The sequence below is a fragment of the Hydrogenophaga sp. L310 genome, from assembly GCF_055703065.1.
On record NZ_JBVPZA010000003.1, the window covers coordinates 347,990 to 368,278 of the forward strand.

Sequence of the window (20,289 nt, forward strand, 5' to 3'; positions counted from 1 at the left end):
AGCAGGTCTTTGAGTTCACACGCCGCGCCGCACACGCCGCTGGCCGAGCGCCTGCGCCCGCGCACGCTGGCCGAGGTGATCGGGCAGCACCACCTGCTGGGTGAGGGCATGGCATTGCGGCTCGCGTTCGAATCGGGCCAGCCACACAGCTGCATCCTCTGGGGTCCGCCGGGTGTGGGCAAGACCACCATCGCGAGGCTCATGGCCGATGCCTTTGATGCCCAGTTCATCACCATCAGCGCGGTGCTGGGCGGCGTGAAAGATATCCGGGAGGCGGTGGAGCAGGCTCAGGCCGCACGCGATGGGCTTCAGGCGCAACACACCATCGTTTTTGTCGACGAGGTGCACCGTTTCAACAAGGGCCAGCAGGACGCCTTTCTGCCGCATGTGGAAAGCGGGCTGTTCACCTTCATTGGCGCGACCACCGAAAACCCCTCGTTCGAAGTCAACTCGGCGCTGCTGTCACGCGCGGCGGTCTATGTGCTGCAGCCGTTGGGCGAAGACGATCTGCGCCAGCTGATCGCCCGGGCGCAAGGCATCGGTGCAGTGCCCCCGGTTGAAACCGCCGCCGCCGACCGCCTGATCGCCTACGCCGATGGCGATGCCCGCCGCCTGCTCAACACGCTGGAGACGCTGGCGGTGGCGGCCACGCGCGAGAAACTCGCCGAGGTGACGGACGCCTGGCTGATGCGTGTGCTGGGTGAGCGCATGCGTCGCTACGACAAAGGTGGCGAGCAGTTCTACGACACCATCAGCGCCCTGCACAAAAGCGTGCGCGGTTCCGACCCGGACGCCGCGCTGTACTGGTTCGTGCGCATGCTCGACGGCGGTGCCGACCCGCGCTACATGGCGCGCCGCTTCATCCGCATGGCCAGTGAAGACATTGGCCTGGCCGATCCGCGCGCGCTGCGTCTGGCGCTGGACGCGGCCGAGGTGTACGAGCGCCTGGGCACGCCGGAAGGCGAGCTGGCGCTGGCCGAATGTGTGGTCTACCTGGCCGTTGCGCCCAAGTCCAACGCGGTCTACAAGGCCTTCAACGAAGCCAAGGCGTTCGTGAAGAAGGACGGCACGCGCCCGGTGCCCATGCACCTGCGCAATGCACCCACCAAGCTCATGAAGGAGCTGGACTACGGAAAAGGCTACCGATATGCCCACGATGAGGCGGGCGGCTTCGCGGCGGGTGAACGCTACCTGCCCGATGGCATGGCCGGGCCTGATTTTTACCGTCCGGTCGAGCGTGGCCTAGAAATCCGCATCGCCGATAAGCTGCGCGAACTCAAAAAACTGAATAATCAGAATAACTAATGCAGCGCGATTCGCGCTGATGCAGCCGCGCGGGAAAATCAAAAATCAGGGTAAACCCGCGCCGCATAAGGGCTTACACGCATCGGACCCTCTGAAACGCCTAGCTACAATCCGCCCACCAACCCGCAGTCTGTCCTGTTTCAAGGTCGAGCCTGGCGGGTTTTTTGCTAACTCAAGGCAGACAGACCAGGCACCCGCCTGGCTGGAAAAACACGGAGAAGTTTGTATGGACGTTTTGCTGCAGCAGATCATCAACGGCCTGGTTCTGGGCAGTATGTATGCGCTGGTGGCGCTGGGGTACACCATGGTGTACGGCATCATCGGCTTGATCAACTTTGCGCACGGTGACGTGCTCATGGTGGGTGCGCTCACCAGCTGGACGCTGATCGGCTGGATGTCGAGTGCCTGGGCCGGCATGCCTGGCTGGCTTTTGCTGCTGGTGGCCACGCTGATCGCCATGGTGGTCTGTGGCGTGCTGAACTTCACGATCGAGAAGCTGGCCTATCGGCCACTGCGCAATTCCCCGCGGCTCGCGCCGCTGATCACCGCCATCGGCATGTCGCTGCTGTTGCAGACCTTTGCCATGATCATCTGGGCGCCGAACCCGAAGTCCTACCCGTCGACCCTTTCGCGTGAGCCGATCGAGTTCGCCGGTGCCGTGATCTCGGTGACACAGATCACCATCCTGGCCACCACGGTCATCACGCTGGCTTTCCTCATGTGGCTGGTCAACCGGACCAACCTGGGCCGCGCCATGCGGGCCACGGCCGAGAACCCGCGCGTGGCGGCGCTCATGGGCATCAAGCCCGACATGGTGATTTCCGCCACGTTCATCATCGGCGCCATGCTCGCGGCCATCGCAGGCGTGATGTGGGCATCGAACTATGGCACGGTGCAGCATGCCATGGGCTTCATGCCCGGCCTGAAGGCCTTCGTGGCTGCCGTCATGGGCGGCATCGGCAACCTGGCCGGTGCGGTGGTGGGCGGCGTCGCCCTGGGTCTGATCGAGTCGCTGGGTGCGGGCTACCTGGGCCAGCTGACCGGCGGCGTGCTGGGCAGCCAGTACACCGACATCTTCGCCTTCATCGTGCTGGCCCTGGTGCTGACGTTGCGGCCGTCCGGGCTGCTGGGCGAGCGTGTGGCCGACCGGGCCTGAGGGTCAAGGAACACATCATGATGAACACCAAATCCGGAAAACTCATCGCCTACCTGCTGGGCGCTGTCGCGCTGCTGTTGTTGCCCATCATCCTGCAATCGACCGGGAGCAACTCCTGGGTGCGCATTGTCGACATCGCGCTGCTCTACGTGCTGCTGGCGCTGGGCCTGAACATCGTGGTTGGTTACGCCGGCCTGTTGGACCTGGGGTACATCGCCTTCTTCGCGGTGGGGGGTTACATCTTCGCTCTGGTGGGCTCGCCCCACCTCACCGACACCTTCCCGGCCATCGCGGCCATGTTCCCCAACGGTATCCACATCAGCATCTGGCTGGTGATGATCCTGGCGGCGGGGGTCGCGGGCATTGTGGGGGTCATCCTGGGTGCGCCCACGCTCAAGTTGCGGGGTGATTACCTGGCCATCATCACACTGGGTTTTGGCGAGATCATCCGCATCTTCCTGCTCAACATGGACCGCCCGGTGAACATCACCAACGGCCCCAAGGGCATCAGCCAGATCGACACCATCTCGGTCTTTGGCCTGGACCTGGGCAAGCGCCTGACCATCGGTGACTACACCTTCCAGCCCGTCACGCTGTATTACTACCTGTTCCTGTTTTTCGTGGTGGGGGCGGTGATCCTCTCCTACCGCCTGCAGGACTCGCGCATCGGCCGCGCCTGGATGGCCATCCGTGAAGACGAAATCGCCGCCAAGGCCATGGGCCTGAACACGCGCAACCTCAAGCTGCTGGCTTTCGGCATGGGCGCCACGTTTGGTGGCGTCTCGGGCGTGTTGTTCGCTTCGTTCCAGCGCTTCGTGTCGCCCGAATCCTTCTCGCTGATGGAGTCGGTGATGGTCGTGGCGATGGTGGTGGTGGGTGGTATTGGCCACATCCCTGGCGTGATTCTGGGGGCCCTGTTGCTGGCCGGTTTGCCGGAGGTGCTGCGCCACGTGGCCGGTCCTCTGACCGAATGGACCGGTGGTCGCCTGGGCCCTGAAATTCTGCGCCAGCTGCTGATTGCGCTGGCCATGGTGGTGGTGATGCTGATCCGTCCCAAGGGCTTGTGGCCCTCGCCGGAACACGGCAAATCGCTGGCGAAATGAGCGGAGTCAAGTTGCATGTCTGAAACCATTCTCAAAGTCGCCAACGTCTCCAAACGCTTCGGGGGCCTGCAGGCCCTGAGCGATGTGGGCATTGAAATCCTGCGCGGTCAGGTCTACGGCCTGATCGGACCCAACGGCGCTGGCAAGACCACGTTTTTCAACGTGCTGACCGGGCTGTACACGCCCGACAGCGGCACGTTTGAACTGGCGGGCAAACCCTACACGCCCTCGGCTGTGCACGAAGTGGCCAAGGCCGGTATCGCGCGCACCTTCCAGAACATCCGCCTGTTCGCCGAAATGACGGCGCTGGAAAACGTGATGGTGGGGCGCCATGTGCGCACCCATTCCGGCCTGGTCGGTGCGGTGTTCCGCACGCCCGGCTTCAAGCGCGAAGAAGCGCAAATCAGGGAGCGGGCCCGCGAGCTGCTCGACTACGTGGGTATCGCCAAGTTCGCTGACTACAAGTCGCGCACGCTGAGCTACGGCGACCAGCGCCGACTGGAGATCGCGCGCGCCCTGGCCACCGATCCGCAGCTGATCGCGCTGGACGAGCCTGCCGCCGGCATGAACGCCACCGAAAAGGTGCTGCTGCGCGAACTGATCGACCGCATCCGCAAGGACAACCGCACCATCCTGCTGATCGAACACGACGTGAAGCTGGTGATGGGCCTTTGCGACCGGGTGACGGTGCTCGATTACGGCAAGCAGTTGTCTTCCGGGACACCGGCCGATGTGCAGAAGGACCCGAAAGTGATCGAGGCCTATCTGGGCACGGGCGGAAGCTGAGGACACAAGAACATGGCAAACACACTACTCAAAATCAGCGGCCTGAAGGTTTCTTACGGCGGCATCAAGGCCGTCAAGGGCGTCGACCTGGAAGTGCGCGAGGGCGAGCTGATCTCGCTCATCGGCTCCAACGGCGCGGGCAAGACCACCACCATGAAGGCGGTGACCGGTTCGTTGGCCTTTGAAGGCGGCGACATCGAATACCTGGGCCAGAGCATCAAGGGCCGCGGTGCCTGGGACCTGGTCCGGCTGGGGCTGGCCATGGTGCCGGAAGGCCGGGGCGTGTTCACCCGGATGAGCATCACCGAGAACCTCCAGATGGGCGCCTACATCCGCAAGGACAAGGCGGGCATCGCCAACGACATCGAGCGCATGTTCGGCATCTTCCCGCGCCTGAAAGAGCGCAAGGACCAGCTGGCCGGAACGATGAGCGGCGGCGAGCAGCAGATGCTGGCCATGGCGCGTGCGCTCATGAGCCAGCCCAAGGTGCTGCTGCTGGACGAGCCTTCCATGGGCCTGTCGCCCATCATGGTGGACAAGATCTTCGAGGTGGTGCGCGACGTCTCGGCCCAGGGGGTCACCATCCTGCTGGTGGAGCAGAACGCCCAGCGCGCGCTGCAGATCGCCAACCGGGGCTACGTGATGGATTCCGGCGAAATCACCATGACCGGCACCGGCCAGGACCTGCTGGTGGATCCCAAGGTCCGCGAAGCCTATCTGGGACATTGACACCCCCCCGCGCCGCCTGCGGCGTCACCCCCCCCAGGGGGCAACGCGAGCGGCCCGGCAAAGCCGGTTCCACCGCGTTCTGGGTTTGGGGACCTTCGCACCGGAACTTACAATAGCGGGTTGCGCTTCTTCAGGCGCAGCCCGTTTTTTCTTGCCCCACACCATGACCACCGAACACGCCCACGCCACCCCCGCCACCGACGACAACCAGCTGATTGCGGAGCGGCGTGAGAAGCTCAAAGCCTTGCGCGATGCGCAGCAGCGCGGCGAGGGTGTGGCGTTCCCGAACGACTTCAAGCCGGTGGACAAGGCCGAGGCGCTGTTTGCCACACACGCTGAAGCCACCAAGGAATCGCTGGAGGCCACGCCGGTGCGCGCCTGCGTGTCGGGCCGCATGATGCTCAAGCGCGTGATGGGCAAGGCCAGCTTCGCCACCTTGCAGGATGCGTCGTTTGGTCCGAGCGGCGGCCGCATCCAGATCTATCTGAACACCGACAGCGTGGGCGCACCGATGCTGGAGACCTTCAAGCATTGGGACCTGGGCGACATCATCGCCGCCGAAGGCGTGCTCATGCGCACGCGCACCGGCGAGCTGACCATCCACGCTGACCAGATCCGCCTGCTCACCAAGAGCCTGCGCCCGCTGCCCGACAAGTTCCACGGCATCCACGACCAGGAAATCAAGTACCGCCAACGCTATGTGGACCTGATGACCGACGAGAGCGCCCGCAAGCGCTTCGTCACCCGCAGCCAGGCGCTGTCCAGCATCCGCGACTTCATGGTCAGCCACGGCTTCCTCGAAGTGGAAACGCCGATGTTGCACCCCATTCCCGGTGGCGCCAATGCCAAGCCCTTCAAGACGCACCACAACGCGCTCGACCAGGAGATGTTCCTGCGCATCGCGCCCGAGCTGTTCCTCAAGCGCCTGCTGGTGGGGGGGTTTGACCGCGTGTTCGAGATCAACCGCAACTTCCGCAACGAAGGCATCAGCGTCCGCCACAACCCCGAGTTCACCATGATGGAGTTCTACGCGGCGTACTGGAACTACCACGACCTGATGGACTTCAACGAGCAGCTGATCCGCCACGTGGTGCGCCAGGTGCACGGCGACACGCCGTTGAGCTACAACGGCAAACCGGTGGACGTTTATTCACCGTTCGAGCGCCTGACCATCCGCGAAGCGATCCTGAAATACACCGAGGCGGGCGAGGGCGTGGACAACCCCGGGTGGCTGATTCCCGCGCTGAAGCAGCTGGGCATGACCGAAGCCAAACACCAGCTCAGCACGCGCAGCCTGGCCAGCCTGCAGGTGCTGTATTTCGAAGAGACGGTGGAAGAGAAGCTCTGGAACCCGACCTTCATCATGGAGCACCCGACGGAAATTTCACCGCTGGCGCGCGCCAACGACGACCGTCCCGAGGTGACCGAACGCTTCGAGCTCTACATCACCGGCCGCGAATTCGGCAACGCCTTCTCGGAACTGAACGACGCCGAAGACCAGGCCGCACGTTTCCACGCGCAGGTGTCGGCCAAGGACGGTGGTGACGAAGAAGCCATGTACTACGACGCCGACTTCATCCGCGCACTGGAGTACGGCATGCCGCCGGCCGGCGGCTGCGGCATCGGCATCGACCGCCTGATGATGCTGCTGACCGACAGCCCCAGCATCCGCGACGTGATCCTCTTCCCCGCGCTGCGCCGAGAGGCCTGACGCGAACGCCCACATGCCGCCCATGAGCCGGGCGCTGCGCTGGGTCTGGCGGCTGTTCGCCCTGGGCCTGGCGCTGGCCCTGGCCGTCAGCCTCTGGGACTACCAGGACCGCTGGCACACGCCCGGTTACTGGTTGCGCAACCTGGTGATGCTCTGGCTCTACTGGGCGCCCCGGCTGGCCGGGCCTTTCCTGCTGATCGGTCTGGTGGGGGTCGCGGTGACCGGGCGCGGGTTCCTGCGCTGGAAGGCCGGGGTGGCGGCCTTGCTGGTTGTGGTGGGGCTGTGGTCCTCGCTGGTGGAGCCCGGTCTTTCGCGGGTGCGACAGACGACGATCATCGGCTTGCCCCCAGGCGCCGAGCCGGTGCGCCTGGCCGTCATCGCCGACATTCACTGGGGCCTGTTCTTCCGCGATCACCAGCTCGAACGCCTGGTGCGCCAGCTCAACGCGCTGGAGGTGGATGCGGTGCTGGTCGCCGGCGACTGGACCCATGAACCCCGGCGGGACCTGAAGACCGGTCTGGCCCCGCTGGCGGCCATCCGGCATCCGGTGTTTGGCGTGCTCGGCAACCACGATGTCGAAGCGCCCGGTCCGGACCTGACCCAGCCGCTGCGTGATGCGCTGCAAACCCATGGCGTGCAATTGCTGGAAGGAAGGCGCCTTGCCTGGAAAGGCTGGGAGCTGGTTGGGCTGGACGATGGCTGGGGTGGCCGGCCCGAGGCGCAGATTCGCGCGCTCTGGCCCGAGGCCTCCGGACCCGCCACGGGTCCGGGCAACCGCCTGGTGGTGACCCACCAGCCCGACACGGTGGCGCTGCTGCCGCCGGGTGCCGCCCACCTTTCGGTGGCCGGACACACGCACGGCGGACAGATCTGGATTCCCGGTCTCACCCCCTGGGTGCTGCGCAACACGAACACGCGGCAGCCCTGGTGGAACGGCCTCTACGACACGGCGGCGGGGACACTTCTGGTCACGCCCGGGATCGGGACCATCGGTTTGCCGGCGCGCCTGGCGGTGATGCCGACCATCGAACTGGTCGAACTCACTCCCTGAGAGGCTTCAGCAGTTGAGCGTCTGGATGCTCTTGTGCGGGGTTTTCTTCAACTCGTCCAGCGCGATGCGCAGCCAGTCCAGGTGCGCCTGGGCATTCTCCTGAAGACCCAGCGTCTCCTCGGGCAGCAGGGCCACCACCACCTTGCAGCGCAGCGTGGTCCCCACGGGCAGTTGCGAAGACGGGCGCAGGCCACCCGCAACGATGCTCGTGGCCGCGGCCACCGCCTGCGCCGAGCGGACCGGCCCTTCCATCAACAAGGCAAAGCTGTGGTCATCAACCCGGGCGGCGGTGTCCACATCCCGCGCGACCGAGCGCAGCAGCGAGCCCGTGAGCACCAGGGCACTGTCGGCGACCTCCCTGCCGTGTTCCTGATCGAACCAGGTGTGGTTGTCCAGATCGATCAGCAACAGCGCACTGCGGTGGCGGTAGCGCTGGGCGCGGATCAGGCTCTCGTGCAGGCGCAGCATGAAGTTGTGGCGGTTGGTCAGGCCGGTGAGCGGCTCGGTCAGCGCCAGCGCCTTGGCACGGGCCTGCGACTCGTGTTGCATGGACGAGCGCTGCAGCAGGCCATAGATCAGCAAGGGCGCTTCGAAGGCTGCGGCGATCACCAGGCCGTACTGCGGGAGAAAGCCCGAGGAGATGAGCCCGAAGTTGCGCATCACCGGCAGCGCGCCGGCCAGCAGCACCGGCAGGATGCCCAGCGCGATCCAGCGCGCCCAGCCCTCCCGGCTGCGCCAGGCGGTCCAGAGCATGACGAAAACCAGCAGCATGGTCAGCGCGCCGGTGGTGGTGATGGCCTCGAGACTCCACTGGGACGGGGCCGCCTGGTCCCAGGCCACCAGGCCCAGCATCGCCGCGGCCAGGGTGAGCGATAGGCGGTTCAGCCAGCGCCCGATGCGCCGCGGTTGCACCAGGTGGCGCACGAACAGCAGCCCGGCCACCGCCGCCAGCGGCATCAGCACAAACTCGGCCGCGCCGTTCCAGCGCGCGAAATCGGGCCACAGGAACTGCCCCCCCACCCCCAGCGAGGCGGCCAGCGAGAGCCCCAGCAGCGTGATGTAGATCGCGTAGGCGGCGAAGCTGCTGTCGCGGAACACCAGCGCGTTGGCCACCGCCACGACGACGAGCAGCAAGGTCATGCCGAAATAGGCGCCCAGCATGAACTGCTGCAGGATGCGCTGCTCGCGCAACTGGTCGTGGCTGTGGATGAACAGCTCGCCCGAGAACGGCACGCGCGCGTGTTCGATGCGCACCCAGTAGGCCACCGGCGCATCGCTGCGCGGGGCCAGCTTGAACACGGGATAGCGGTCGGGAGACGCCCAGGCGCTGACTGGCAAACGGTCGCCTGCGTGCTGCTCAAGCCAGCTGCCGTCGGCGTTGCGGTGGAACAGGCTGACGCGGTCGGTGCCCGAGCGCGCCAGCTCCAGCTCCCAGTGCGAGCGGTTGTCCTGGCTCCAGGCGGTGAAGCCGATCCAGAGCGCGGCCTTGCCTTCCAGCCGCAGGCGGTGTTGCCACGCACGCAAGCCGAAAGGCAGATCGGCCTGGCGCTGCTCCACGTCCTGCACCGTGAGCTGGCCTCCAGGGTCCACCCACCAGGCACTGCGCTGGGCCAGGGACACGCTTTTCATGGAGCCGTCGAGGACCACCGGGGGCAGGCCGGAGGGGGTGGTGGCGGGCACGGCGAATGCGCTGCCGCACAGCGACAGCGTCAGCCAGAGCAGCCACGCCATGAAATGGCGCGCGGGTGTTTGCAAAGGGGTGCGGGTGTGCGGGGCGGGTGCCCGGGCCACCGGATTCGTGTCAAGCATCCCCCGATTCTGTCGCCACGGGTTGCGGGACGAGCGGTCATAGTTGGCACCGGGGGCCATTGCCTGCGGGTTGTGACCTGTTTGTGACACCCGCAGATGTGAAAAAGCCCCAGCCGGCGTGGTGCCGTCTGGGGCCTGGGCGCAGCACTGGACCGGTTTAGGCGAAGGCGGCCAGCGCCTTGCGCATCTTCTTCATGGCCGCGACCTCGATCTGGCGCACGCGCTCGGCGCTCACACCGTATTCGGCCGCCAGCTCGTGCAGCGTCATGCCGCCCGAGCCGTCGTCGTTCACCTTGAGCCAGCGCTCGGTCACGATGCGGCGCGAGCGCTCGTCCAGCTCGCTCATGGCGGTGGCAATGCCTTCCGTGGCCAGCACGTCGCGCTGCGCCGACTCGATCATCGCCGTGGGTTCGTGGGTGGCGTCGGCCAGATAGGCAATGGGACCGAAGCCGTCTTCGCCATCGTCGCCCGGGCTCGGGTCCAGCACCACGTCACCACCCGAAAGCCGTGTTTCCATTTCACGCACTTCGGCGGGCTTGACCTTCAGGTCGCGAGCGACCACGTCCACCTCGCCGTCCGAAAACGCCTCGCGGTGCGTGTCGCCGTCCAGCGCCTCGGCGCGGAAGCCCTGTTTCATCGAGCGCAGGTTGAAAAACAGCTTGCGCTGGGCCTTGGTCGTGGCCACCTTGACCATGCGCCAGTTCTTCAGGATGTATTCGTGGATCTCGGCCTTGATCCAGTGCATGGCGTAGCTCACCAGACGCACGCCCTGTTCGGGGTCGAAGCGCTTGACCGCCTTCATCAGGCCGACGTTGCCTTCCTGGATCAGGTCACCATGTGGCAGGCCGTAGCCCAGGTACTGGCGGGCGATCGACACCACCAGCCGCAGGTGCGACATCACCAGTTGCCCGGCAGCGTCGATATCGTTGTGGTCGCGCAGGCGGCGCGCGGCGCCCTGTTCCTCGTCCAGCGTCAGCAGTGGCATGCGGTTGACGGCCGAAATGTAGGCATCCAGGTTGCCCAGCGCAGGCAGCGTCAGCGAACGGCTCGCCCATGGGCTGGACACAGCCAGTGTGCTGGACGGCAAGGCCGCGGGTGCAAGTAGTGCAGTGGTCATGTAGAAGAACCCTCCTAAGGTCGGTCTTTTATAAATACTAGCACTCACTAAGAGGGAGTGCTAATTGAATAGTTCCATGACCCTGATGCAAAGAACCACTCGGACGCTGAAGGCAACTCGAACATCTGCCACCTGCTTTTGTGAGTGGTTTATAAGTTATTGATTTAAAATGACTTTTTCCGTTTTCAGTGTTACCGGGAAAGTCTGAAACGGCGGGGCCACCGGCGATACCCTTGGCAGGGGGTGTCGAGTGGTCCCTATCCTGGCGACGGCAGCGCCAGCAGCAACAGGAGGAAGTTTGCTGACGAGTCTTCCCTGCCGGCAGTGCCATGCAGCTGGCGAATGACGCCGGCTTGTGGCAACAACTGCAACTCGCAGGTCTCGGGTACGGCGCCATTCCGCGCCCGCGCGAGCATCTCTTGCAATTGTTCGACGCTGGCCGCCGACAGGAAGCTGGCGAGCGGACGACCCAACAATTCATTGCTCGCGGCGCCGAGCAGCCGGGCGCCCGCCAAGTTGGTTTCGCACAGCACGGTGGCCTCGTCGATGATCAGGTACGCTGCGGGCGCATGTTCGAAGAGGGTTGTCTGGCGGATCAAGGCGCTTTCCAGCTCGATTCTGGAACGGCGAAGTTCTTCGTCCTGCATCTCCACTTCGACCTGGTGGACCTGGAGTTCGTGCAGCAACGCAAGGGCATCGCCTGCCGTGGAGGGCGAGGACGCGAGCTTGAACAACACAGCCATCGCCTCCGATGTGCTGGCGCGCGAGAGATCGCTTCGGATCCCGTCCGTCAACTGGGTCGTCGCCCGCTCGCGCAAGCTCGTCAGATAGGAAGAGGTTTCAACAAGTTGTGACATGAATACTTCCGAAAGGTGATGTCTCGACAGGGTGTCTGCACTCTACTCCTTGCGTAGGCGCGCTTCGAGTTTTTTGGCCGCGGTGATATCGATCAGCGTGATCACCACCCCCTGGATGGTGTCGGCGAGCGTTCGATAGGGTTTGATTCGCACCAGAAACCACAATCCATCAGAGGTCGTGATCTCTTTCTCGGTCAAATTCAGTGTCTTGAGTGTTTGTCGGGCATCTTCATTGAGCGTGGGGTAGTTGAGCGTGCTGGCCAGATCGGTCAGAGGCCGGCCAATGTCGCCTTCGCGAAGGTGGAAGATGCGCGTGACCTGCTCGGTATATCGACGTACATTCAAGGCGCTGTCAAGGAACAGCGTGGCGATGTCCGTGCTGTTGAGCAGGTTTTGCATGTCGCTCTGCGCCAGAGCGAGGTCGTCCAGTTTCGTCTGCAGCTCCTGGTTCAGCGTCTGAAGCTCCTCGTTCATCGACTGCGATTCTTCCTTGGAGGTGGTCAGCTCTTCGTTGGCCGACTGAAGCTCCTCGTTGGTGGACTGCAACTCCTCATTGGCCGCCTGCAGCGCTTCCGCGGAAGCGCCCATCTCCTGGCGCAAGGCGTGGATCTCGTCCTTGCAGCGCTTCAGTTCTTCGACCATGTGCGGGTCTGGCACACCCTCCGCGGTCCTGCGCCGGCGCTTGGCTGTGGGTGGCGCAAACACCTCGCGAAAGACGATCATGACCAGGCCAGCCAGCGAATGAGGCTCCTGCATCACCTTGACGGTCACATCCAGTGAGGTCTGGACAGGCTCTTCGCCCAGCCGAAGACCGCGCACCTCCACGCTGCCCTTTTCTTGAATGGCTTGTCGCAGCGCTGCCGCAATCTGCGTCCGGATGGTGGGACGGGCCATCACATGGATGTTCCAGTTGGCTTTTCCGGACGCTGGCTCCAGGTACTTGCCTACGCTGCCATTGATGTAGACAACGTCGCCCTGGTCGTTGACGAGCACGGCGGCGGGGGAAAACTCATGAAGCAGCACTTGCTCGGCATGGGTCTGCAGATTGGCGGGAAGCACGGTCGAAGGGGACACCTTGAACTCCTGGGGAAGCCGGTTCGTCGCCCGGCGAGGGCTGGTAGGAAAGTACACCGAGCCAGCGTTGAGTGGATTTTCCGTGCGCCAATAAAGCCGGGACTTCTGATCGATCGGCGTGAAAAGCGCATGCGATTTCCCGATGGTCTCCGAGCCCCCCAGCAACAGCGCACCGCCAGCGCGCAAGCTGTAGCTGAAAAGGGGCATCAGGCGACTTTGCAGCGTCGCATTGAAATAGATCATCAGATTTCGGCACAAGAGCAGGTCCAGCCGGGTAAACGGCGGGTCGAGAATCACATCGTGCTGCGCGAACAGCACCATTTCCCGAATCTCGTTGTTGATCAGGAACCCGCTGCCCTGAGCCGTGAAAAACCGGGCCAACCGGGTCGAATCGACCTCGTCCGCGATACGCTGCGGATAGTGGCCTCGGCGGGCTGCGTTGATCGCATCGGGGCTCAGGTCGGTGGCGAAGATCTGCAGTGAACAACGCTCCGCGCCAGCGATCGCTGCAACCGCTTCCTTGAAGATCATGGCCAGGGAGAAAGCCTCTTCGCCCGTGGAGCAGCCCACCACCCAGGCCCGCAAGGCGGTTTCCGGCGTACAGCGCGCCAGCAGCGTGGGCATGACAACGTCCTTGAGTGCCTGCCAGACCGATGGATCGCGGAAGAAACTGGTCACGCCAATGAGCATCTCCTTGAAAAGCAGGTCCAGCTCCTGCGGGTTCTCCCTCACGAACTGTTCATACGCCTCATGGGTGCTCAAGCCGTGTACGCCCAGGCGTCGCTGGATGCGTCGGCGCAGCGTGCTGGGTTTGTAGTCCGAGAGGTCGTGTTTGCTGCGCTCTTTCAGCAAACGCAAGATCGCTCCCAGCGCTTGCGCACCGGCGTCATCATTGCCCTCGGGCAACGAGGGAATGCCGTTCTTTTCTTCGATGACGCGAATGATGCGATCGGGCAAATCGGAGGCCAGGCCGATGATATCGACGCAACCTGCGGCGATGGCACTCTGGGGCATGGAGTCGAACTGCGCCGACTCAGGCAACTGCGCCAGCGTCAAACCGCCCTGCGACTTGATGGCCTGCAAACCCAGGGTACCGTCTGACCCCATGCCGGACAGCACCACGCCAATCGACTGTTCTCCCTGGTCGCGTGCGAGCGATGAAAAAAACAGATCGATGGGCAGTCTCATGCCCCGGGGCTGAACCGGTTCTTCCAGGTGCAACAGTCCCCCCGCCACCGTCAGCTCCTTGTTCGGCGGAATCACGTAGACGACGTCCGGTTCAAGGCGCATCGTGTCGGTCGCCTCCAGCACCGGCATGGCCGTTGAGCGCTGCAAAAGTTCAACGAGCATCGCTTTCTGCGTGGGATCCAGATGCTGGACAACGACGTAGGCCAGACCGCTCGACAGTGGGACATGCGCCAGGAATTGCTCGAGCACGGCCAGTCCCCCGGCCGACGCGCCCAGACCCACGGCACGAACCGCACTTGAAGAGCGTGCACCGATGTCGTGGCTGGGGGGGTGGCTCATGCCCGATTATCGGGTGGCGACCCTCCGTCTCCGGTCACATTCAACCTCGAGTCGGGCGAGCCATGGAAAACGGGCCGCGAGGGTCCGTTGTTCCTGGCATGTTGGCGGAGAGGTTTTCCGTACGTCCTTGACGTGCACCTGAACACCGTGTGGCGTCGAGCAAAGAACGCCCCGACGTTCCCCAAGCCCATAGAGCTGGGGAACAGGTGCACTCGATTTTTAATGTGCGACGTCCGGGCATTCTTGAATGGGGTCGCCGCATGAGCACCCACCAGAAAGCACAAAGCCCGATACCGGCCACCAACCTGCAGGAGCAAGCCATGCCCAAAATGCAACAAAATGTTTGGTACATTCATCGGGGTGGCTGTTCGAACGCTGTCCGACGTTGCCGAGGCGCTGCGGCGGGTCGGGTTTCGCTGGCACCATCGGCCACCGGATGCATCTGTCGCGTTCGACACACCCGCTGCAATGGGCGTGGAGCGCCACCCTTCGCCGAGCTTCGCTCCCCCGTTTCTTTGGGCCGGGTGGCAAATCAAGGTGTGTTCTCAAAAAATGAAAGAAATGGCAATGAAAAAAATCCTGTCCGCGCTGGCAATCGGCTGCGTTTCCCTGTTCGTTTCCGCGCCTGCGCTCGCGGAGAACCTCGACTTCACCCTGGTCAACAAGACAGGCTATGTCATCAGTGAGGTCCATGTTTCCTCCGCGGCGTCCAACGCCTGGGAGGAAGACGTCATGGGACAAGATTTGCTCGACAACGGCGAGAGCGTCGACATCGAATTCGAGAAGGGTTCCAAGGGCTGCAAATGGGACCTGAAGGTCACCTATGACGACGAGGAGGAGGCTGTGTGGAAAGGTTTCGATCTGTGCTCGATATCCGAAGTCTCCCTTCGCTATGACCGCAAGAAGGGCCGGACCTGGGCCAACGTCAAATAAATCGAACGTGCGTTGGACACAGCATGGCGGCCCTGCGGGGCCGCCTTTTCGTTGACGGCAGCGTCAATCCACAACGTGGATCGCCCGTCAGGCGCCGGCAGGGCTGCGGTGTCCGCGGTGCCGACCCCGCAGCATGTTCCGGATCAGCGCGATTCGACAGGATGGGCAGCGGGGTGGGTTGCACAGCAAAAACGGGCCTTGAGGGCCCGTTTTTCATGGTGTGCTGGCGGAGACGGTGAGATTCGAACTCACGGACCCTTGCGGGTCGGCAGTTTTCAAGACTGCTGGTTTAAACCACTCACCCACGTCTCCGGATGCGGTTGTCGCGAGCAGGATTTTAGCCTGTGGCCCGCCTGATCGCGGCCCATCGAGCGGGAATCAGGTCGCGGCCGCTTCGCTGGCCGGGTTTTCCTGGCGCAGCATGCCGCGGGTTTCGATGAAACGCACCACCTCGTCCACGCCGTCCAGCGTTTTCAGGTTGGTCATGACCCAGGGGCGGCGCGCGCTGTCGGGGCGCATGCGCGCGGTGTCGGCCTTCATCACCTCCAGGTCGGCGCCCACGTGCGGGGCCAGATCGGTCTTGTTGATGACGAAGAGGTCGCTCTTGGTGATGCCGGGGCCGCCCTTGCGCGGTATTTTTTCGCCCGCGGCGACGTCGATCACGTAGATGGTGAGGTCGCTCAGTTCGGGGCTGAAGGTCGCGGCGAGGTTGTCGCCGCCGGACTCGATGAACACGATGTCGGCGTCGGGGTGTTCCGCCAGCATGCGGTCGATCGCTTCGAGGTTGATGGAGCAGTCTTCGCGGATGGCGGTGTGCGGACAGCCGCCGGTCTCCACACCCATGATGCGGTCCGCCGGCAGCGCGCCGCTGACGGTCAGCAGGCGCTGGTCTTCCTTGGTGTAGATGTCGTTGGTGATGGCGATCAGGTCGTAGCGCTCTCGCATGGCCTTGCACAGCATCTCCAGCAGCGTGGTCTTGCCGGAACCGACAGGCCCGCCAATGCCCACGCGCAGCGGGGGCAGGTGTTTGGTGCGGTTCGGGATGTGGTGCAGGGCGCTCATGGGGTGTACCTTGGTGGGGGCTTCGACAAGCTCAGCCTGAACGGGGAAAGTCAGGACCGGAAGAGTCTGGAGTATTGGGTTTCGTGGCGGGCCGAGTGGATGGCGAGCAGGGGCGTGAAGGCTTGGCGTTCGCTGTCTTCCAGCGCCATGGCGTGGCCCACGGCGACCGGGATCTCGCGCGCCAGCCGCGCCAGCATGCGCTGGCCCGCGCTCTGGCCCAGCGGCACGGACTTGATGGCGGCCTGCACCATGTTCTCGGCCCAGCCGAAGGCAAAGCCGATCAGGCTGTCGCGCACACTGGTGTCGGCGCTGGCCGCTGCGCAGGCCATGGCCACGGGGTAGCTGGCGGGGCTGAGCCTGGCCGACTGCAGGCGCTCAAACACGCCCGCGCCGAGTTCGCCCAGGCAACGCGCCCACTCCAGCATCGAGCGGCCCATCTGTTCGGTCTGCAGGCGGAACTCGTGTGTTTCCCGGGTTTGCAGCACCCAGGCGTTGAGCGCCTGGATGCGGGCCAGATCGCCGGTGCGCCAGGCGGGAATGGCCTGCGCGACAACAGCCAGATCGGCGCGCGCCAGGCCCAGGTGCAACTGGTCGATGAGCCATTGCGCGGCACTGGCTTCGTCGCTCACCAGCCCGGCGTCCACGGCGGCTTCCAGACCTTCGGAGTAGGAGAAGCCACCCACTGGCAGGGCCGGCGAGGCCAGCCACAGGATCTGCAGCAGGCCGGCGGTCGAGCTCGGCGATGAGGCGGTGCCGGCCTCAGCCGTGCTCATGTCCTGCCGCGTGGTCGTGTCCGTGGGCATGGTGCCCGTGCCCGTGCGCGTGGCCGGCGTGGCCATGGTCGTGTGTCCGACCGCCATGGGCATGGCCGTGCCCGCTGGCGTGTTGTACGTAGGCGCCGCCCTCGGGTTCGAAGGGTTCGCGGGTTTCCACCACCGTGAGGTGCATGGCGCGCAGCATGTCGGCCAGCACGTGATCGGGTTCGATCTTGAGGTGGTCGGGCTGCAATTCGATGGGCACGTGGCGGTTGCCCAGGTGGTAGGCGGCGCGCATGAGGTCGAAGGCGCCGTCGTGCGTGTGGCCGTGGTGGTGGTCGGTGCAGGCGGTGATGCGCAGCACGGTTTGCGGCGCAGCGACCACGCGGATGAGTGAGCCATCCTGGGTGATCAGCACATCGCCGCCGCGCACCACGGTGCCGCGCGGCAGGAAAACGCCCACGTTGCGGCCGTCGGACGCGGTGGCGTCAAAACGGCTCTTCTGGCGCACATCCCAATCCAGTTCGATGTGCGCGGCACGGCGCACCAACACCGGGGCGAGGCCCTGGGCCTGGGGGATGAGCTTGGAAGCTTGAAGCATGAATGGCAGAGGTCGGGATGGTCAGAACAGGAAGTATCGCTGCGCCATCGGAAGTTGGCTGGCGGGCTCGCAGGTCAGCAGCACGCCGTCGGCGCGCACGGTGTAGCGCTGCGGGTCGATCTCCATCTTCGGCAGGTAGCTGTTGTGCACCATGCTCGCCTTGGTGACGCTGCGGCAGTTCTGCACCGCCACGGTGGCTTTCTGCAGGCCGTAGCGTTCGCCCACGCCCGCGCGCAGGCCGGCCTGCGAAACAAAGGTGAGGCTGCCCTTGGCGAGTGCGCCGCCGAAGGCGCCGAACTGCGGCCGGTAGTGCACCGGCTGCGGCGTCGGGATGGAGGCGTTGGGGTCGCCCATGGCGGCCAGCGCGATGCTGCCGCCCTTCAGGACCAGGGCGGGCTTGACGCCGAAGAAGGCGGGTTTCCAGACCACCAGGTCGGCCCATTTGCCCACCTCCAGCGAACCGATGATGTGCGACATGCCGTGTGCAATCGCTGGGTTGATGGTGTATTTGGCGATGTAGCGCTTGACGCGGAAGTTGTCGTTGCGGCTGCTGTCTTCGGGCAACGAGCCGCGCTGGCTTTTCATCTTGTCGGCCGTCTGCCAGGTGCGGATCACCACCTCGCCCACGCGGCCCATGGCCTGGCTGTCGCTGCTCATGATGCTGATCGCGCCCAGGTCGTGCAGGATGTCCTCGGCGGCTATCGTCTCGCGGCGGATGCGGCTTTCGGCGAAGGCCAGGTCTTCGGGGATGGCCGCGTCCAGGTGGTGGCAGACCATCAGCATGTCGACGTGTTCGTCGAGCGTGTTGACGGTGTAGGGCATGGTCGGGTTGGTCGAGGAGGGCAGGAAGTTGGCCTCGCCGACCACGCGGATGATGTCGGGCGCGTGGCCGCCGCCCGCGCCTTCGGTGTGGAAGGCGCAGAGCGTGCGGCCTTTGGTGGCCGCAATCGTGTCTTCCACGAAGCCCGATTCGTTGAGCGTGTCGCTGTGGATCGCCACCTGCGTGTCGGTTTCTTCGGCCACATCCAGGCAGTTGCTGATGGCGCTGGGCGTGGTGCCCCAGTCTTCGTGCAGCTTCAGCCCGATGGCGCCGGCGTTGATCTGTTCGCGGGCGGGTTCGGGTCGGCTGGTGTTGCCTTTGCCCAGGAAACCCAGGTTCATGGCGAAGCCGTCGGCCGCCTGAAGCATGCGTTCGATGTGCCAGGGGCCGGGCGTGCAGGTGGTGGCGAAGGTGCCGGTGGCCGGGCCGGTGCCGCCACCGAGCATGGTGGTCACGCCCGAAGCCAGGGCCTCGTCCACCTGCTGCGGGCAGATGAAGTGGATGTGGCTGTCGATGCAGCCCGCGGTGACGATGCTGCCTTCGCAACTGATGACCTCGGTGCCCGGGCCGATGACGATGTCCACGCCCGGCATGGTGTCGGGGTTGCCCGACTTGCCGATGGCCACGATGTGGCCGCCCTTGAGGCCGATGTCGGCCTTGACGATGCCCCAGTGGTCGATGATGAGCGCGTTGGTCAGCACCGTGTCCACCGCGCCTTCGGCACGGGTTCTTTGCGACTGCGCCATGCCGTCGCGGATGGTCTTGCCGCCGCCAAACTTGGCTTCTTCGCCGTAGCCGCCCGCGGCCAGGGTGAAGTCTTTTTCCACCTCGACGATCAGGCCGGTGTCGGCCAGTCGCACACGGTCGCCGACGGTGGGGCCGAACATGTCGGCGTAGGCGCTGCGGGGGATGCTTGCCATCTGCTCAATCCTTGCGTTGTTCGGTCTTCAGACCTTGCCTTGCACCAGACCGCGGAAACCGATCACGACACGGTCGCCGGCAAAGTCCACCAGTTCCACCGTGCGTTGTTGCCCGGGCTCAAAGCGCACGGCGGTGCCGGCCGCGATGTTCAGGCGCATGCCTTTGGCGGCATCGCGGTCGAAGCCGAGCGCGCCGTTGGTTTCGGCAAAGTGGTAGTGCGAGCCCACCTGCACCGGCCGGTTGGCGGTGTTCTGCACCACCAGCGTGAGCGTGCGTCGGCCGGGGTTGAGGGCGTGTTCGCCCGCGTCCACCAAGTATTCACCGGGGATCATGGCCGCCCCTCACTTCTTCGAGAGCCAGACCGCCAGCGCGATCAGGCCGGCCACCGCCACAAAACCCAGCGCGTCGGTGGGGTGCCAGTGGCTGCCGAACAGGCCGTGACCGTCATGGGCGAAGGCGGGCAGAGACGCAAGGGCAGCGGAAAGGGTGAGCAGCGATTTCATGTCTGGGCTCCAAATAAAAACAGGCGGTCGGCGCGAAGTGTCTGAGTCTGGGGATGCGGTGGAACCGGCTCCGCCGGGCCACTCGCATCGCCCCCTGGGGGGTGACGCGCGGAGCGCGGCGCGGGGGGTCACGGTATGGGATCGTGCACCGTCACCAGCTTGGTGCCATCCGGGAACGTGGCCTCCACCTGGATGTCCGGGATCATTTCGGCAATGCCCTCCATCACGTCGGCGCGCGTGAGCACGTTGCGGCCTTCGCTCATGAGCTGGGCCACGGTCTTGCCGTCGCGAGCGCCTTCCATCACAGCGGCGCTGATCAGGGCCACGGCCTCGGGGTAGTTGAGCTTCAGGCCACGCGCCTTGCGCCGCTCGGCCAGCAGGGCGGCGGTGAAGATCAGCAGCTTGTCTTTCTCTCGAGGGGTCAGTTCCATGGCGCGTTCTTTGTTCGGTTGATGGAACCTGTGAGCAA

Annotated in this window: 19 protein-coding genes and 1 tRNA gene; 8 read left to right on the forward strand and 12 right to left on the reverse strand. The window is 64.7% G+C overall.

Annotated features, from left to right (window positions below):
• The first annotated feature begins 9 nt into the window (after nucleotides 1-9).
• The 7 genes from AC0GNO_RS08370 to AC0GNO_RS08400 all read left to right on the forward strand — a co-directional run bounded on the left by AC0GNO_RS08370 (nucleotide 10) and on the right by AC0GNO_RS08400 (nucleotide 7,841).
• A complete protein-coding gene (locus tag AC0GNO_RS08370) occupies nucleotides 10-1,305 on the forward strand; it encodes a replication-associated recombination protein A (protein ID WP_472903681.1) in 1,296 nt (431 codons plus the stop codon).
• 226 nt (nucleotides 1,306-1,531) lie between these two features.
• The gene (locus tag AC0GNO_RS08375; RefSeq protein ID WP_305361970.1) at nucleotides 1,532-2,461 is read left to right on the forward strand and encodes a branched-chain amino acid ABC transporter permease; all 930 of its coding nucleotides are present in this window, start codon (nucleotides 1,532-1,534) and stop codon (nucleotides 2,459-2,461) included.
• Between the two features lie 17 nt (nucleotides 2,462-2,478).
• Nucleotides 2,479-3,564 carry a branched-chain amino acid ABC transporter permease gene (locus AC0GNO_RS08380; protein WP_472890112.1) on the forward strand — a complete coding sequence of 362 codons (1,086 nt, stop codon included), beginning with the start codon at nucleotides 2,479-2,481 and terminating at the stop codon, nucleotides 3,562-3,564.
• A 15-nt stretch (nucleotides 3,565-3,579) separates the two neighbouring features.
• Complete coding sequence (locus AC0GNO_RS08385; RefSeq protein WP_472890113.1) at nucleotides 3,580-4,350, forward strand: ABC transporter ATP-binding protein; 771 nt, start codon at nucleotides 3,580-3,582, stop codon at nucleotides 4,348-4,350.
• Between the two features lie 12 nt (nucleotides 4,351-4,362).
• On the forward strand, nucleotides 4,363-5,079 hold the full coding sequence (locus AC0GNO_RS08390) for an ABC transporter ATP-binding protein (protein ID WP_472890114.1): 717 nt from the start codon (nucleotides 4,363-4,365) through the stop codon (nucleotides 5,077-5,079).
• Nucleotides 5,080-5,242: 163 nt separating this feature from the next.
• A complete protein-coding gene (gene lysS, locus AC0GNO_RS08395; RefSeq protein WP_472903682.1) occupies nucleotides 5,243-6,790 on the forward strand; it encodes a lysine--tRNA ligase in 1,548 nt (515 codons plus the stop codon).
• A gap of 22 nt (nucleotides 6,791-6,812) precedes the next feature.
• A complete protein-coding gene (locus AC0GNO_RS08400; RefSeq protein ID WP_472903683.1) occupies nucleotides 6,813-7,841 on the forward strand; it encodes a metallophosphoesterase in 1,029 nt (342 codons plus the stop codon).
• A 6-nt stretch (nucleotides 7,842-7,847) separates the two neighbouring features.
• Here AC0GNO_RS08400 and AC0GNO_RS08405 read toward each other — a convergent pair whose 3' ends face one another.
• The 4 genes from AC0GNO_RS08405 to AC0GNO_RS08420 all read right to left on the reverse strand — a co-directional run bounded on the left by AC0GNO_RS08405 (nucleotide 7,848) and on the right by AC0GNO_RS08420 (nucleotide 14,225).
• Entirely contained in the window at nucleotides 7,848-9,650 is a 1,803-nt protein-coding gene (locus AC0GNO_RS08405) for a sensor domain-containing diguanylate cyclase (protein ID WP_472903684.1), read from the reverse strand.
• Between the two features lie 157 nt (nucleotides 9,651-9,807).
• Nucleotides 9,808-10,767: an RNA polymerase sigma factor RpoH gene (gene rpoH / locus AC0GNO_RS08410; RefSeq protein WP_472903685.1), complete on the reverse strand. Its 960-nt coding sequence runs from the start codon at nucleotides 10,765-10,767 to the stop codon at nucleotides 9,808-9,810.
• Between the two features lie 257 nt (nucleotides 10,768-11,024).
• The gene (locus tag AC0GNO_RS08415) at nucleotides 11,025-11,624 is read right to left on the reverse strand and encodes a PAS domain S-box protein (RefSeq protein ID WP_472903686.1); all 600 of its coding nucleotides are present in this window, start codon (nucleotides 11,622-11,624) and stop codon (nucleotides 11,025-11,027) included.
• A gap of 42 nt (nucleotides 11,625-11,666) precedes the next feature.
• Nucleotides 11,667-14,225 carry a chemotaxis protein CheB gene (locus AC0GNO_RS08420; protein WP_472903687.1) on the reverse strand — a complete coding sequence of 853 codons (2,559 nt, stop codon included), beginning with the start codon at nucleotides 14,223-14,225 and terminating at the stop codon, nucleotides 11,667-11,669.
• A gap of 339 nt (nucleotides 14,226-14,564) precedes the next feature.
• Here AC0GNO_RS08420 and AC0GNO_RS08425 point away from each other — a divergent pair, with 339 nt between their 5' ends.
• Complete coding sequence (locus AC0GNO_RS08425; RefSeq protein WP_472903688.1) at nucleotides 14,565-15,158, forward strand: hypothetical protein; 594 nt, start codon at nucleotides 14,565-14,567, stop codon at nucleotides 15,156-15,158.
• A 224-nt stretch (nucleotides 15,159-15,382) separates the two neighbouring features.
• Here the strand turns inward: AC0GNO_RS08425 and AC0GNO_RS08430 are convergent.
• The 8 genes from AC0GNO_RS08430 to AC0GNO_RS08465 all read right to left on the reverse strand — a co-directional run bounded on the left by AC0GNO_RS08430 (nucleotide 15,383) and on the right by AC0GNO_RS08465 (nucleotide 20,251).
• Nucleotides 15,383-15,470 (reverse strand) — tRNA-Ser (locus AC0GNO_RS08430).
• Between the two features lie 66 nt (nucleotides 15,471-15,536).
• Nucleotides 15,537-16,220, reverse strand: a complete 684-nt coding sequence (gene ureG, locus AC0GNO_RS08435; RefSeq protein WP_472903689.1) for an urease accessory protein UreG — start codon at nucleotides 16,218-16,220, stop codon at nucleotides 15,537-15,539.
• Nucleotides 16,221-16,270: 50 nt separating this feature from the next.
• Nucleotides 16,271-16,993, reverse strand: a complete 723-nt coding sequence (locus tag AC0GNO_RS08440) for an urease accessory protein UreF (protein WP_472903719.1) — start codon at nucleotides 16,991-16,993, stop codon at nucleotides 16,271-16,273.
• On the reverse strand, nucleotides 16,980-17,576 hold the full coding sequence (gene ureE / locus AC0GNO_RS08445; protein ID WP_472903690.1) for an urease accessory protein UreE: 597 nt from the start codon (nucleotides 17,574-17,576) through the stop codon (nucleotides 16,980-16,982). The genes AC0GNO_RS08440 and ureE overlap by 14 nt, the downstream gene beginning before the upstream one ends.
• Nucleotides 17,577-17,597: 21 nt before the next feature.
• Nucleotides 17,598-19,316, reverse strand: coding sequence for an urease subunit alpha (ureC, locus tag AC0GNO_RS08450; protein ID WP_472903691.1), 1,719 nt, complete (start codon nucleotides 19,314-19,316; stop codon nucleotides 17,598-17,600).
• A 27-nt stretch (nucleotides 19,317-19,343) separates the two neighbouring features.
• Entirely contained in the window at nucleotides 19,344-19,649 is a 306-nt protein-coding gene (locus AC0GNO_RS08455) for an urease subunit beta (protein WP_472903692.1), read from the reverse strand.
• A gap of 9 nt (nucleotides 19,650-19,658) precedes the next feature.
• Nucleotides 19,659-19,820 (reverse strand): hypothetical protein, encoded by a 162-nt coding sequence (locus AC0GNO_RS08460; RefSeq protein ID WP_472903693.1) that lies wholly within the window; start codon nucleotides 19,818-19,820, stop codon nucleotides 19,659-19,661.
• 128 nt (nucleotides 19,821-19,948) lie between these two features.
• Nucleotides 19,949-20,251, reverse strand: a complete 303-nt coding sequence (locus AC0GNO_RS08465) for an urease subunit gamma (RefSeq protein ID WP_077329814.1) — start codon at nucleotides 20,249-20,251, stop codon at nucleotides 19,949-19,951.
• Nucleotides 20,252-20,289 lie beyond the last annotated feature (38 nt).